We start from the raw sequence: 15,073 nt of genomic DNA on the forward strand, positions 1-15,073 counted from the left end.
ATATGGGCAGAAAATAGCTACGCTGAATCACAAAAATTCTTGGTTGAGACTACACTTTTTTCTTTGCCCAATTAGTTTTAAGTCCCCTACCAAATTTTAATTTGTTGGTTTTGGTTACGCAAGGGATTCAAACCCCTCTTAAACGCTTTCTGCTATAGGTCGGTTATTTTCTTCGATTTATCTTAACAATTTGCAAAACTTTGTATTTAATATTGTATTTTTTATTCTTAGCTTAGAGTTTATTTAAAAATGCATTTAGATAATAAAAAAAATCATAAAGGCAATATTTTGGTGGTCGATGATACGCCAAATAACTTGCGTCTTTTATCAGCGATGTTAACAGCGCAAGGTTATGAAGTTCGCAAAGCCTTAAATGGAAAAATGGCACTGACTGCATGTCGAATAGTTTTACCAGATGTGATTTTGCTTGATATTAATATGCCAGAGATGGATGGATATCAAGTATGTCAACAACTTAAAAGTGACAAAATTACTGCTGAAGTTCCTGTAATTTTTATTAGTGCTTTGGATGACGTTTTAGATAAGGTAAAAGCTTTTGATGTTGGAGGCGCTGATTATATTACTAAACCGTTTCATGGAGCAGAGGTTATATTGCGAATCGAAAATCAAATTAATTTGCGTTTGTTCCAACTAAAACTTCAAGAAAAAAATCTTTTATTAGAAGAGGCTCTTGATAGTTTGAAAGCTGCTCAAGTTCAACAAATTCAAAACGAAAAGATGGTGGCGCTAGGGCAGTTAGTAGCTGGTATAGCCCATGAAGTTAATAACCCAATTAGTTTTATCTATGGCAATCTCCAATATGCTGGTCAATATGTGCAAGATTTAGTCAATATTATTGCTGCATATCAACAGGAATATCCCCAACCTAATGCTAAGATTGAGCAAATTGTTAAAGAGATAGATTTAAATTTTGTCACCAAGGATCTGCAAACTTTGATGGGTGCTATGTCTAGAGGTGCAGATCGAATTAGAGACATTGTAATAGCACTACAAAACTTCTCCAGACACGACGAAGCTGTGATGAAGCAAGTCAATATCCATGATGGTATCGATAGTGCTTTGGTAATGCTACAACATCGGCTTCGAGAAGCTGTGGATCGTCCTGCTATTACTATAGTTAAAGATTACGGAATTTTGCCTTTAGTTACTTGCTATCCTAGTGAATTAAACCAAGTATTTATGCATTTATTGAATAACGCGATCGATGCATTAGATGGGTTGGCGATAAATCATCAAACAAGTGACCACCAAGAGTATGAGCACGATCGCATCTTTTCGTTATCAACCGAAAATCCACAAATTCAAATTCATACAGAGGTAACAGCGGCAAATACAGTCAAGATTGCGATCGCAGATAATGGCCCTGGTATAGAAGAGTCGTTGCGATCGCGTTTGTTTGATCCATTTTTTACCACGAAAACTGTAGGCAAAGGCAGTGGACTGGGATTATCAATTAGCTATCAGATTGTGGTGCAAAAGCATCAAGGACAGATAACTTGTGCCTCATCGCCAGGACAAGGAGCAGAGTTTGTGCTAGAAATTCCTATAGAACAACCTGAATACTAAGTTGTTACTCATCACTTAAAACAGAATTCAGTAGCGCTGATCGTGGGTGTAACCACCTTGTGTCATTGCAGTTTTGAATTGCTGATACCTTTTGTTGATGTTTCGTAATCAAAACCAAGTGGTACACTTCATACTGAAGTCAGAGTCAAATCTGTTTATAGCAAGGGTTGACAGTCTAACCTGCAATTAATAGGTAAAATGCCTCAGAAGTAAAAATGAGGAAATCGGGACTTTTTATTTATAAGAGACTACATTTTTCAGTCGCATAAAAGCATAATAGAAGTGTGACTGATATGTTTACCCCTTTACAATCCCTCAAAGAAGGTCACTGGTTCAAGCTCATCTGTGGAGCCAGTTTCCAGCATCTGCCTGCGGTCAGAAGTTTAACATTAGCCTACACTTTGGCGGGCGCTGACTGTATAGATGTGGCAGCTGATCCGGCGGTGATTGCCGCAGCGCAAGAAGCGCTACAAGTCGCCAGAAATCTAGATCGGGAGGCTCAGGAGCGTGGCTTTGGTTATAAAGGAAACTTACCATTTTTGATGGTCAGCCTAAATGATGGAGAAGACCCCCATTTTCGCAAAGCAGAGTTTAATGCTACTGAGTGCCCCAAAGACTGCCCTCGTCCCTGTGAAAAAATTTGTCCAGCACAAGCAATTGTGTTTAACAGTATAAAAGATAACTACTCAGGTGTGGTATCACAAAAGTGCTACGGCTGTGGTCGTTGCATACCAATTTGTCCATATGATATAATTTATACAAGCTCATATATGTCAACGCCGGGAGCGATCGCACCATTAGTAATGTCAACAGGAGTAGATGCTGTAGAAATTCATACACAGGTAGGGCGTTATGCAGAGTTTCAGCGACTATGGCAAGCAATTTCACCTTGGGTAGATAAATTAAAAGTAGTGGCGATTAGCTGTCCCGACGGCAAAGGGATGATTGATTACCTTCATGCACTGAATGACCTTATTCACCCGCGTCCTAAAGCCTTAATTTGGCAGACAGATGGCCGTCCGATGAGTGGAGATATTGGCGACGGCACTACTTTAGCAGCGGTGAAATTAGGACAAAAAGTTTTGGCAGCTAAGTTACCGGGATATGTGCAGTTAGCCGGTGGCACCAATAGCTATACCGTTGCCAAGTTAAAGGCAATGGAACTGTTGAAGGGTAAGAGACAAGGAGACAAGGAGACAAGGAGACAAGGAGAAAATTCTCCGCTTGTCTCCCCCTCCCCTTATCCCCCCCTCTCCCCATCTATTTCTGGAGTGGCCTACGGTAGCTACGCCCGCGTACTGCTGTCACCGATTCTTGAACAGTTAGAACATCAGGAGGTGAGTAATACCAATGTTAAGGCGACTGTCCGCCTGGAAGAAGACGATATATTACTCTGGCAGGCTGTAGAGCTTGCCCATTCTCTCGTTTCCCAGCTCAAGTCACAACAGGAGCGCTAATCGCTCGTTCGTTATCTCTAAAAACGTCACCATAGAAAGCATGACGATTACAGACGATCTCCAAAAGTTGTTAGACATTTTGCCCCAAGACTTACGACAAGTACTAGAGGATCATCCTAAACGAGACAGTTTAGTTGAAGTAGTCTTGGATCTGGGTCGTCGCCCAGAGGCTCGCTTTCCAAATCAAGCTGAGTATCTGAGCGAACAGCCCGTAACTCAAGAACAGATAGATGATTGCATTCAGCGAGTCGGAACCTTTGGCGGAGATAATCGGGCAGGAATTGAGCAAACTTTGCACCGGATCAGCGCCATCCGCAACCGCACGGGTAAGATAATTGGTTTGACTTGTCGGGTTGGTCGGGCGGTTTTCGGTACCATCGGCATGATTCGCGATTTGGTAGAAACTGGTAGATCGATTCTCATGCTGGGGCGGCCAGGAGTCGGTAAAACTACTGCCTTACGGGAAATTGCCCGTGTTTTGGCAGATGAACTCAATAAACGAGTAGTAATTATCGATACCTCCAACGAAATTGCTGGGGATGGTGATGTTGCCCACCCCGCTATTGGTCGCGCCAGAAGGATGCAAGTAGCTCATCCAGAGCTTCAGCATCAAGTGATGATTGAAGCAGTAGAAAACCATATGCCAGAAGTCATCGTGATTGATGAAATTGGCACAGAACTCGAAGCCTTGGCAGCTCGCACCATTGCGGAACGAGGTGTGCAGCTAGTAGGTACAGCTCATGGCAACCAGATAGAAAACCTGATTAAAAACCCCACACTTTCTGATTTGGTGGGGGGTATCCAAGCGGTGACTTTAGGAGATGACGAAGCAAGACGCCGAGGCAGTCAAAAGACTGTTTTGGAACGCAAAGCCCCTCCTACATTTGAGATTGCTGTGGAAATGTTAGAACGGCAACGCTGGGTAGTCCACGAAAGCGTGGCTGACACGGTAGATACTCTACTGAGGGGACGCCAGCCTAGCCCGCAAACTAGAACTGTTGACGAGCAAGGCAAGATATCAGTTACCCGCCAGCTGTCAGTAGTCAATGGTCGCGGTGGTGGACATCAAGCAGGTGGGGAAGATTCTTTTGCTGGATCTCGACAAGCTAATGGCTGGCGTTCATCCGGACAAATGGTAGCCTTGCCACCCCCTTCTGTAGAGCGGGAAAGAGTTACTGGACGCAGTGAATTTGACCGCTTGCTGGATGAATCTTTTAATTACGCAGATACCATTGATTTTAGTGTCAGCAAACAGCCGGGACCAAATGGCGAAGATTTGCCACTGCACGTTTACCCCTATGGCGTTAGCCGCCACCAACTAGAGCAGGTAATCAGCGTGCTATCTTTGCCAGTGGTATTGACAAAAGATATCGATAGTGCTGATGCAATTTTGGCACTGCGATCGCATGTCAAAAACCATGCCAAACTCAGGCAAATGGCCAAAGCTCGTCATGTGCCGATTCACATGATCAAGTCCAGTACTATACCGCAAATTACCCGTGGCTTGCGGCGGTTACTGAACATTGATGACCCAGAAATAGCCGATGACCGAGAACTGCAACTGTTTTTACACAGTGGTAGCGATGACGAAATGGACGCCCTAGAAGAAGCTAGGCTGGCAGTAGAACAGATAGTTATTCCCAAAGGACAGCCAGTTGAGTTATTGCCCCGTTCTCCTCAAGTCCGCAAAATGCAGCATGAGTTGGTAGAACATTATCGGCTCAAGTCCCATAGTTTTGGTGAAGAACCAAATCGTCGCTTAAGGATTTATCCGGCGTAATATCACTCCTATCCCCTCTTCTAGTTTCAGGAGAGGGGAATTAACGGGAGAAAGTCTATGTTTTATAGAAACTTCTCTTTAGGAAAAGTAAAACAAGATTTTAACTTAAAGAATTCAACCTACCAAGGTGGGCTTTGTAAGAATAGCCTTAGGCTTCAAGCCTGCGAGTGGTATGTCGGGTATGCGAGAAAACCGTTTGGCTCGCCATTGAGGGGTCAGACCTACCATTTGCTAGCTACATCCGACAGAAAGCGGTGCGTGATTGCGCCACCAATTCCTCCAGCGACACCAGTAAAAGTTACAAATTTATTCAAGAATCCATCGTTTGCTCTTTTAGAAAAGTTAGCAGGTTCCGGTCTAATTGGGTTGTAATTGTGAGTTCACATTTTGGACCCAACGTCGGACACGCTGTCATCTGGTTTTGCCCAGCCCCGATCGAGCAGATAGGATTCAAAGTCGGTCGGTTCAGGAAAATCGCGCTTCAACTGAGCTAAATTTGCTCCGTAGCCAACGTTCTCAAACCAGCGATACATCGTGGTTACTTCCTCTCCGACTTGCTGCTCAAACGCTTCAAACGGAATTTGTTGGTAGCTGACTGGTTTGCCTAGAACGCGGCTAAATGCGGCAGCGATTTCCGTCATGGTCATGTCTACACCTGCGACTTCCTTTTCGCGATTCAAGAAATCTGCGGGACGCTCGAACACTTCGGCAACCATTTCCCCGTAATCTTCTTCGGAAATCTGCTGCAATTTTCTGTCAGGACTGAGCGGTTGGAAAAGCTTTCCCTGCTCAATCATTGAACGCATCGCGTTGTAATTGTAAAAGAAGAAAACCGGACGCATTATCGTGTAGGGCAAATCAAGCGATCGAATGTATTCTTCGACTTGAAACTTGCTGTCGAAATGCGCTATGCCCGTGTTGCGTTCTGCGCTCCCTACTGAACTGTAGACGAAATGCTCAATGCTCACTGCTTTCGCCGCGTCTGCGACCGCCTTGCCATCTCGGATCTCGGCTTCTAATCCGCCTTGAAAGAAGGTCTGCAACGAAAAAACACCATAAGCACCTTGCAGCGCACGATCAAGGGAAGCGCGATCGCCAAACTCTCCTACTACAAGTTCTGCCCCCGCTTGTTGGAGTGCTTGGGCAGGGGGCTTGTTTGGATCACGCACAAAGGCACGCACCTTGAAGTTTCCATGCTTTAAAAGATGACGCGCTACCGCACCGCCCTGATTTCCCGTGGCTCCGGTGACTAAGATAATCCGTTCTGCGGTTGTTTGCTGTGTCATATCTGTTTTCTCAATACTGTTTGTGAATTTGAAATTTATCTTGTCTAAACAGTAACTTGTACAGAAAAAAAGAAAAAGTAGTTAAAATTCAAAACAGTTATGCAAAAAATTCAAAAATGCGTTGGCGCTAATGGACAAGCTGAAAAGCCTCATAATTTTTATGCGCTCCGCTCAATATTGCAGCTTTTCGGAAGCAGCACGACAGTTAGGAATGGCTCCTTCAGCCGTGAGTCGAGCCGTATTGCGTTTAGAAGATGAATTGGGGGTGCGCTTGCTCCAGCGGACGACTCGCAGTTTGACACTGACCGAAAATGGCAATAGATTTTATCAACGCTGTCAGCAAGTTCTCAACGATTTGGAAGAAGCCGAACTCGAAGTCAAACAATCGCAATTAATGCCGATTGGAACATTGCGGCTCGATCTGAGCTTTGTATTTGGCAAAATGCATATCGCTCCGTCTCTGCTGCGATTTGCTGCACAATATCCTAAGCTACATCTGAATGTTTCTTTTAACGATCGCTTGATCGATCTGATTGAGGAAGGTATTGATGCGACTGTGCGGATTGGAATAAGTAACGATAGCCGTTTAATCATGCACCACCTAGCAACTGCACGCTACATCACTTGTGCCTCGCCGCAGTATCTCGCCCAGTATAGTACACCCACAACGCCCACAGAACTGTTACAGCATCGCTGTGTCAACTTTATCTATCCACAGACTGGGCGAGAGCCTAAATGGAAGTTTGAACAAGACGGAAAATTGATTGAGCTTTCTGTTGACAGTTATCTGCGATTCGATAATTCAGAAGTTATTTTAGAGGCGGTCATTCAAGGAGCCGGTATAGTTCAATTTCCCAAATTTATAGCAGCGAAAGCGATCGCGCGTGGAGACCTCCAACCAATTCTCCAATCCTACGCGACCCAAGTTGGATTACCAATCGCAGTATTGTATCCGCAAAAACGCTATCTCTCAGCTAAAGTTCGCGTCTTTGTTGAGTTTATGACAGAATTGACGGCTGCATTAAAGCGAGTTGATGTTGTAGATTGAAAGCTCCAACCACTGAACGGCAGGCTTTGGGTTAGAAAACAGCGCAGAAACCACTTAATCGATTTATCTATTAAATCAAGCTTTTAGTTGACAGTTTATGATTGACTCCAAAAAAACTGGAGCAAAGCAGCTTCATTCATCTTTGCGCTTTTGCGCGATCGCCAATTAATTTCCAGCATTTATACTTATTTAATTAAGATTTACCGTGGTCCAAGTAACAAGTAAGATTTATCTAGCTAATAATATTTAATCCCTCCTTCCGATAGAGATAACCTTACAGAATCTAAGTTGAATAGAAAGAGTTAGATCTTGCAAACCTACTGAATTGAGAGAACTAATTTTTATTCTTTCAAAAAGTTGGTGGCAGTGATATTGCAATTAACAGATTAAATTCTGTGAGGCATTTCAGGAATTAGAGGGGAAACAGAAGATGGAAAACACGAACGCGGCAAAAATGGCAGAGCGTTATTGTGCTTTGGGCATTGGAATTAGCTATTTACTGTTAGGTTTAGCTGGATTTATCCCAGCTTTAGTATCAGTACCAGGAACTGATACATCTTATATCCCGCTTAATGAATCTCCTACCGCTTATGCTGCGGGATTTGGCTATATATTTGGGTTATTTCCCACCAATTTCTTGCATAACATAGTACGCTGTGGCGTAGGCTTGTGGGGAATTTCTTCTTTTCTCAGTGCTAGTAGTTCTCGCATTTTTAATCGTGGTTTTGCCATAGCTTATATTGTGCTGGCAATCATGGGATTGTTGCCATTTGCTAAAACCTTCTTCGGTTTTATGCCACTATTTGGTAATGATGTTTGGGTGAATTTCCTAGCTGCGATTGCAGCTCTTTACTATGGCATTATCATACCAGCCAAAGTAGAAGGTGTGAGTGTAGCACAAAGGTCTTAAAATACCTGCTGCTACTCTATTTGAATAGGGGTGTAGGAATCTCACCACACCCTACATTCTGTCTCAACTAAGATAGCGCGAGAGAGTTAGTTTGATAATGACATAGGGGCAACAATAATCCCTACTAAAACTCGCAGTAATTCTTCTAATTCTTCAGGAACGCGATAGAGTTTCAAGTCTTGAAAAATCAGTCTTTCTTGACGGTAAAATATGCCAAACCGCCAATCTTCGCCTGTGGTTACAGCACCATAAAGTAGAGGCGTTTCTGATTGTATCCATTGGTCAAGTGCAATCAATTCCACTGCTAGTTGAGTAAATCCCCGACCTAAATCAGATTGTTTAGCTTCAACTACTAACATTCCCACGTTACTATTTATATAGTAATCAAAGCTACCTTTTAGCTGTTCGTTAACATTAATCGGATATTCAATATTTAATTGGGTTTGAGTTTCGGCACAAATTTCTAATAAGGTAGGGGCAATTAATACCTCCCTCCTTGCCATTTCACTGATCGGGTTAACGTAGGCTAAATTTCTTTGCAAATAGCGGCTCAAAAAATCTAAACATTTCAGTTCGCCTAGAGATTTTGGTAAATCAAGCCGCTTGCGTTCATAAGTACAATTAAATTCTGCCAGGATGTCAGCTGGTGCATAAGGCAATTCAAAATATTTGCTAAATGTATAGCTTGTACCAGGTTGCAGAATGTGTGGACGGTTCATTAAAGTATCCTCTATGCACTCAAAACATCTTGCAATCTTGCTACCATTTCGGCACGATTGACAACCTCTAACTTGCGAAACATTCTTTTCAGGGCTTGCTTAACTGAATTTTCTGTAATCCAAAGTTTTGTACCAATTTCAGCATTAGTTAAACCTTGGGCTACCAACTCTGCGATTTGTAGTTCACGGGGGGTCAAGCGATTGGTTAGAGTTGAGTAAAATCTTTGCGGTTGTTGCTGGAGCATAGCTAAACAAGCTGACAGATGAAGACATAAAGCGCTCAAATCAGCAAGATTCTCTACATTAAAAGCGGGTGTATTACCGACGCGAGCAAAGTTAATAGTACCAATTAGGCGACCACCACCAACAATGGGGCCTGTCATGATGTGTTCGTGGTCGTAGTACGCGCAACAATGTTGATACAATTCGCATTGCTTCCAGCCGCCTGGGGGAAGTACCAATTCTTCATGGGCTGGCGCATGGCGCTTGACGACGTAGCGCATGACTGGATCTACGGCTCTACCTACTTGCTCATAGCGCTCTACCAAAGAATCAGGGACACCGTGAACATCAACACTAGCTAGACGGGATTGTTCATCGGTAAGATAGATACCCCAACGTTGCACACCAAAATACTTTCCAACTTCATCCATGAAAGCTAGCCGTAATTTGCGTTCATCACTGGCAGAAGCTATAGCATGAAATAAACTTTGCAAATTAGCCATTTTCACTCAACAAAGTGTACTCGATCGAGGACTAGGCATAGCTCAGTAGTCAATCTTACTCTAGCAGTGATGAAATCCAAACGCGAAGTATAGGGAAATCAGAGTTATGGATAGTCCAGCAGAGTACAAAATTGGTTTGCTAATTTATCCTGGGATGACGCAATTAGATATTACTGGGCCACAGCAAGTTTTTAGTTTGATGCCCAACACTAAAGTTTATTGGTTGTGGAAGACTCTAGAGCCAGTCACTAGTAGCGATGGTCTAACTATTTTGCCAAGTACCACTTTTGCGGACTCTCCACCTTTGGACGTTTTGTGTGTACCAGGCGGGCCTGGACAGGTTGAGATGATGAGAGATGCGGAAGTACTGGAATTTCTGCAACAACAAAGCCAGACAGCCAAATATATCACCTCAGTTTGTACTGGCTCCTTAATTCTGGCTGCGGCTGGATTGCTGCAAGGCTATCGCGCTGCTTGTCATTGGGCTTTTCGCGATCAGTTAGCCATTCTGGGTGTTGAGGTGGTAACTGAAAGAGTAGTGATTGATCGCAACCGGATTACTGGCGGTGGTGTGACTGCTGGTATTGATTTTGGACTAGCGATCGCTGCTCATTTATGCGGTGAACAAACAGCTAAAATAATTCAGTTATTGATGGAGTATAACCCCGCACCACCTTTTAATGTTGGCTCACCGGAAAATGCTGGTCAGGTGTTAGTTCAGCAGGTACAAAAAATTGGTGAACAGCTAATTGCGGCATCCTTAAAACAGACAAAGGAGACTGCTAAATTGCTGGGAATCTAATGATTTATTGGGGTGGAGGGGAAGATATCGAATGCAGCTTTGCTACCATCTCTGTACGCGCTGACACCCCAAGCTTGCGGAACATTCTTTTGAGGGCTTGCTTGACGGAATTTTGGGTAATCCAAAGCTTACCAGCGATTTCCGCATTAGTTAAACCTTGGGCAACTAATTCTGCAATTTCTAATTCACGCGGTGTTAAAGGATTAGGTAAAGAAGATTTAAAAGTTGTTGGTTTCGCGCGCAGGGTAGCAAGTTTTGCTGATATGTGAATGCATAAGGCACTCAAATCGGCTAAATCGTTACCGTCAAAGGCTGGACTTCCCTCAGCACGAGCCAAGTTTAGCGTTCCTACAAGACGACCATCACAGATAATTGGACCAGTCATCACGTGTTCGTGGTCATGGCGGGGGCAAATATCCTTCCAATCTTCTGGAGATAATATTAATTGCTCATGAGCAGGAGCGTGACGTTCAGCCACATAGCGTCCTACCGGATTGCCTTGTAAGCATACAGCTGGAATACCAGGAACATCAATCTCAGTCTTTGACTGGTCATCTATGAGATAGAGACCCCAATGTTGCACGCCAAAATGCTCGCCAAGCGTGTCCATCAGAGCTTGTTTAAGTTCTTGCTCATTGCGGACGTTGGCGATCGCAGCAAATGCAGCATGAAGAGAATTAGCCATAAGTGTACCCAGTTGGGGACTATGCGGGGCTTCACAATTACTTCTATGCTAATACCAGCTAAGATAAAACGCTAATATCACTAGTCGCTATAGGTGAACGCATGACAGTTACACAAATTTCTGCTCAGGAACTTTTCCGGGCTGCTTATGAAAACCGTTACACTTGGGACAAGAATTTTCCTGGCTACACGGCTGATATCACCTTTAAGCATGACGATCGAGTTATTACAGGTAAAGTAATTATCAGCGCCAATCTCAAGGCAGAAGTATTAGATGTAGAGGACGAACAAGCAAGCAAGGCGATTCACAACCAAGCTTGGGAAATCGCAATTCACCGCGTCCGTCGTTCCTTTGAAGATACTCACAGTGCAAATAGTTTTAGCTATGGTGCTACAGACGAAAATGGTGCGGTTGAGATTTTAGTTGGTGGTAAAGCTGAGGGCGATAAATACAAAGTCCGCAATAATGAGGTGAGCCACGTTCACCGTCTTATTCACGGTACTTTTGTGACAATTGACACCTTTAGCAGCCATCAGACTGGGGAAGGCTATCTGTCTCACACCTACGACTCTGTATATAATGACCCCAAAACGGGCGAACAAAAGGGTGGTAGAAGCGAGTTTACCGATGAATATGAAAAAGTCGGTAAGTATTTCATTCTTAATCGTCGCGAGATTCGCACCGAGACAGAAGGGAAAGTATCAACTCAGGAATTTATCTTCTCTAACATCAAGTTGTTAGAGCCTGTTGCTGCTTAATAAGTAGTGTAGAGTGGGCAATGCCCATCATATCCGGGTTTTGGTGGGCATTGCCCACCCTACTTTATAGGCGATCGCATCTTTAAGTGAGTGCGATCGCTTTCGTTTTTGGTATTTCGAGTTCCAAACTCGGCGTTCCGAGTAAAAAGCTTGGCGTTTCGAGTTCCGAACTCGGCGTTCCGAGCAAAAAGCTCGACGTTTCGAGTTCCGAACTTGGCGTTCCGAGCAAAAAGCTCGACGTTCCGTGTTCCGAACTTGGCGTTCTGAGAAAAAAGCTCGACGTTCCGTGTTCCAAACTTGAAGTTTTGAGTAAAAAGCTCGGCGTTCCGTGTTCCAAACTTGAAGTTTTGAGTAAAAAGCTCGGCGTTCCGTGTTCTGAGCTTGGATAATGAAGCTCAAAGGTGCAATGACAAAGCTAAGTTCTCTGACGATGATAATACTGAGAAACTTGTAAGCGATCGCCTTCTAAATAAGATGAAATTTTTGGCGGTAGTTTAGGCAGAAAAAATACTTAGGGACTTTCAATTACAAAAATATCTCATTGATGTTGCGTTATGGCGATCGCCTAACGCACCATCAATGAGACTAAAGATGGTGCTTTACCTGCTTAGGTTAGTTGCATACCTTATCCGCAAGTAAAGCTAAAAATATTAAGGCAAAATATTTAAGACTCATCAAGCTTTATGCCTTAATCTGTGGAGCCTGACAAATCAAAAATAAATTTTAGTTAATTCATCTTCATGTTAATGAGTCTGGTTATAAATTTTGGCTTTTTTACCGCAGTAATTAATTAAGAATTAAGTGCTTTTTGTAACTACCCTTTATCTAGTGAGATAATTTTGTCTAGGAATGGGTTTTAAACATAAATATGAAAGTTACGCGGATTAATGAATTCTCTTTATGGAGAGTTTGTATAGTAGCTTTTAGTCTTAGTGCTACTCTCAGCAGTTGTACACCAGAAAAAAGAACAATGCTCAGAGTAACCGCAGAAAATTTTCGTAATCAAGCGGTTGATGCTATAACTTCAGTCAAGAAAATTTATCAACTTGATGAGTTACCTATAGATGCTAGAGTATCTCGTGATTTTATTGTTGAGCAATTACTAACAGATCGCACAATCAATTTTGGTGACCCTAGAGAAATAGATAAAATTATCTCAGGAGAAAATCAATCAAACAATCAGCCATCAGATTTTGATAGAGAACTTGATGCTTTACAAGCAGAATACGACACAGCTGTAGAGATTTTTAACAACTTAGAAACGATAGACTACGGAAGTGCCAGAATAGTAGCTCAAACTGCTAAACCTGCAAGATGCTTAACAGTAAAGATGCTACTTTTAGCTAAACAAATTCAAGAAAAACCACCAAAACCCAACAATCCCCAAAGGGTACTTATCGGGTTGAAGCTCCAACAGCTTCGTAAAAAGTATAATAATCCAAATACATCTTCACAAATTGGTACAGAAGAAATTAAGCGTCAAGTTGCTGAACAAATAGATGAGTGGGTAAAAGTTAATGCGACTGAACAGCAAATACTCAATGAGTCTACCTCTCGACTTTTAATAGCAGCCGATACTGGCAGAAAACTCTCAAAACTGATTGACGAATATCCCACTCTGAGCTTTGAAGCTATTGCGATTAGAGTTACTAATATTGTGGGAGTAGCAAATTTTACTGGTAGAGACTACAGTTCAATCATCTCGAAGATGAATAGTATAGAGCAATCGATTAACGAAGATAAAACTTTAAAAGAATTCTTGAGACAAGTATCTTTGAGAAGAATAAATTCACAACCTTTAGATACAAAATTATGTCAGGGTTAATGAGAGCATTTATGAGTGACGCAGATAATTCAAATATAGAAATAACAGATAGCCATGAGATTTTAGAAAAATTGCAAGAAATAGTTTCTCAGCTAAAAGCAATACCAAGCAATCAAATAGATGTACCACATTTAAATAATACAGAGGATGAATTACAAAATATTCTACCTCAACTTCAGTTTGCACTATTCAATGCCCAAGATGAAAAGAACTGGGAGCAAGTCAATAAGCTAAGAGATGCAGTTCATGAATGCAAAGATACTTTGAATAGTGTAAGAGCAGCGATTATCAGAGCAACTATTATTGGAATTAAGCCAGCAAATCTAGCTGAAATGCAAAAAATATTACAGGAAATCAAGTCTACAGCTAAAACTAAATCTCAGATAGATTACATTATTTATGTTCTACGCTTTATGCGTAAGTTGTTTTTGTAGATATTATTAGTCTCAATTGTTGCCAACCATATACCGAATGTGAGAAAATCCGAAATTATTGAGTACAGCTTTGTATAGGTTTCTAGGCAATTAACCTAAATAAATTTTGTACTTTCTGCATTTGAGTAACGTGAAATTGATGAAGTGGAAATGGCGGCAACTAATTTTGGGCTTAAGCTGTCTGCTATTAGTGATTGCTTGTAATGGTTTAAGCCATACAAGTACCATAAGTCCAAACTCAGGATTAAAAGCTTTGAAGGTGGCTACAGATCCAACTTTTGTACCTTTCGAGATGAAAAATGTAAATAGTAATCTGGAAGGTTTTGATATTGATCTGATGAATGCGATCGCTAAAGTAACTGGTTTAACAGTTCAGTGGGAAAGCCTACCTTTTGACGGGATGATTTCTACTTTGCAAGCCAAAACAGTTGATGCTGCAATTAGTGGGATCACAATTACTGCCGAACGCCAAAAAACAATTTCCTTTACACGACCTTATTTTAAAGCTGGATTGGCGATCGCAGTTCGGGAAAGCAATCAAGATATTCAAGACTTCAATAGCCTTCAAGGTAAAAAGATAGGTGTGCAAATAGGCTCAACTGGGGCAGATTTTGCCAAAACAATCCCCAATGCCAAAATTAGTACATATAACTCTGGCCCAGATTTCTTTCAAGACTTGCTCAATGGTAATGTTGATGCAGTAGTGAGCGATGCCTTTGCGACTTTGTATGCCATTAAAAACGGCAATCTCAAAGGTATTAAAGTTGTTGCTAATTTGCTGACAGAAGAATTCTACGGGATTGCGACACCTCAAGATTCTCCTTATATAGAGTCAATTAACAAAGGCATAGCCACTTTGTTGTCTAATGGCACTTATCAGCAAATTTACCAAAAATGGTTTAATACTCATCCCCCTGCATTACCAGAAAAATTTTAACCACAAAGAATTCAGGATTTAGGAGCCAGAATTCAGAATTTACCTGAGTGCGACTGGTGTATTAATAAGCGGATTTAATTCCCCCTAAGTCGTTCGTGTAGCGTCTCCGACAGGAGAAGA

At 42.2% G+C, this 15,073-nt stretch carries 15 protein-coding genes; 10 read left to right on the forward strand and 5 right to left on the reverse strand.

Annotated features, from left to right (window positions below; all coding sequences use genetic code 11):
- Positions 1-249: 249 nt before the first annotated feature.
- The 3 genes from BV375_RS32485 to BV375_RS32495 all read left to right on the forward strand — a co-directional run bounded on the left by BV375_RS32485 (position 250) and on the right by BV375_RS32495 (position 4,824).
- Positions 250-1,587, forward strand: a complete 1,338-nt coding sequence (locus tag BV375_RS32485; RefSeq protein WP_086768227.1) for a response regulator — start codon at positions 250-252, stop codon at positions 1,585-1,587.
- Between the two features lie 284 nt (positions 1,588-1,871).
- Positions 1,872-3,044 carry a circadian clock protein LdpA gene (locus BV375_RS32490; RefSeq protein ID WP_086768229.1) on the forward strand — a complete coding sequence of 391 codons (1,173 nt, stop codon included), beginning with the start codon at positions 1,872-1,874 and terminating at the stop codon, positions 3,042-3,044.
- Between the two features lie 40 nt (positions 3,045-3,084).
- Positions 3,085-4,824 (forward strand): R3H domain-containing nucleic acid-binding protein, encoded by a 1,740-nt coding sequence (locus BV375_RS32495; protein WP_086768231.1) that lies wholly within the window; start codon positions 3,085-3,087, stop codon positions 4,822-4,824.
- Positions 4,825-5,204: 380 nt separating this feature from the next.
- Here the strand turns inward: BV375_RS32495 and BV375_RS32505 are convergent, their stop codons facing one another.
- Positions 5,205-6,110 (reverse strand): NmrA/HSCARG family protein, encoded by a 906-nt coding sequence (locus tag BV375_RS32505; RefSeq protein WP_086768235.1) that lies wholly within the window; start codon positions 6,108-6,110, stop codon positions 5,205-5,207.
- 130 nt (positions 6,111-6,240) lie between these two features.
- On the opposite strand from BV375_RS32505, the gene BV375_RS32510 reads away from it, so the two are divergent.
- Complete coding sequence (locus tag BV375_RS32510; protein ID WP_086768237.1) at positions 6,241-7,158, forward strand: LysR family transcriptional regulator; 918 nt, start codon at positions 6,241-6,243, stop codon at positions 7,156-7,158.
- Positions 7,159-7,588: 430 nt separating this feature from the next.
- Positions 7,589-8,068, forward strand: a complete 480-nt coding sequence (locus tag BV375_RS32515; RefSeq protein ID WP_086768239.1) for a DUF4383 domain-containing protein — start codon at positions 7,589-7,591, stop codon at positions 8,066-8,068.
- Between the two features lie 86 nt (positions 8,069-8,154).
- Here BV375_RS32515 and BV375_RS32520 read toward each other — a convergent pair whose 3' ends face one another.
- Together BV375_RS32520 and BV375_RS32525 are read right to left on the reverse strand one after the other, a co-directional pair.
- Entirely contained in the window at positions 8,155-8,787 is a 633-nt protein-coding gene (locus BV375_RS32520; protein ID WP_086768241.1) for a hypothetical protein, read from the reverse strand.
- A gap of 11 nt (positions 8,788-8,798) precedes the next feature.
- The gene (locus tag BV375_RS32525; protein WP_086768243.1) at positions 8,799-9,512 is read right to left on the reverse strand and encodes a LuxR C-terminal-related transcriptional regulator; all 714 of its coding nucleotides are present in this window, start codon (positions 9,510-9,512) and stop codon (positions 8,799-8,801) included.
- A 106-nt stretch (positions 9,513-9,618) separates the two neighbouring features.
- Between BV375_RS32525 and BV375_RS32530 the strand changes: the two genes are divergently transcribed.
- Positions 9,619-10,314, forward strand: a complete 696-nt coding sequence (locus BV375_RS32530) for a DJ-1/PfpI family protein (RefSeq protein ID WP_086768245.1) — start codon at positions 9,619-9,621, stop codon at positions 10,312-10,314.
- 4 nt (positions 10,315-10,318) lie between these two features.
- Here BV375_RS32530 and BV375_RS32535 read toward each other — a convergent pair whose 3' ends face one another.
- Positions 10,319-10,999: a LuxR C-terminal-related transcriptional regulator gene (locus BV375_RS32535; RefSeq protein WP_086768247.1), complete on the reverse strand. Its 681-nt coding sequence runs from the start codon at positions 10,997-10,999 to the stop codon at positions 10,319-10,321.
- A gap of 101 nt (positions 11,000-11,100) precedes the next feature.
- Here BV375_RS32535 and BV375_RS32540 point away from each other — a divergent pair, with 101 nt between their 5' ends.
- Positions 11,101-11,757, forward strand: a complete 657-nt coding sequence (locus tag BV375_RS32540; protein ID WP_086768250.1) for a DUF3386 domain-containing protein — start codon at positions 11,101-11,103, stop codon at positions 11,755-11,757.
- 27 nt (positions 11,758-11,784) lie between these two features.
- Here BV375_RS32540 and BV375_RS36360 read toward each other — a convergent pair whose 3' ends face one another.
- A complete protein-coding gene (locus tag BV375_RS36360; protein ID WP_143842281.1) occupies positions 11,785-12,156 on the reverse strand; it encodes a hypothetical protein in 372 nt (123 codons plus the stop codon).
- Between the two features lie 571 nt (positions 12,157-12,727).
- On the opposite strand from BV375_RS36360, the gene BV375_RS32545 reads away from it, so the two are divergent.
- The 3 genes from BV375_RS32545 to BV375_RS32555 all read left to right on the forward strand — a co-directional run bounded on the left by BV375_RS32545 (position 12,728) and on the right by BV375_RS32555 (position 14,953).
- A complete protein-coding gene (locus tag BV375_RS32545) occupies positions 12,728-13,582 on the forward strand; it encodes a hypothetical protein (RefSeq protein WP_166507586.1) in 855 nt (284 codons plus the stop codon).
- A gap of 11 nt (positions 13,583-13,593) precedes the next feature.
- Complete coding sequence (locus BV375_RS32550; RefSeq protein WP_086768384.1) at positions 13,594-14,016, forward strand: hypothetical protein; 423 nt, start codon at positions 13,594-13,596, stop codon at positions 14,014-14,016.
- Positions 14,017-14,155: 139 nt separating this feature from the next.
- A complete protein-coding gene (locus BV375_RS32555) occupies positions 14,156-14,953 on the forward strand; it encodes a basic amino acid ABC transporter substrate-binding protein (protein WP_086768254.1) in 798 nt (265 codons plus the stop codon).
- The last annotated feature ends 120 nt before the right edge of the window (positions 14,954-15,073 follow it).

The sequence above is a fragment of the Nostoc sp. 106C genome (assembly GCF_002154725.1).
Classification (GTDB): Bacteria; Cyanobacteriota; Cyanobacteriia; order Cyanobacteriales; family Nostocaceae; genus Aulosira.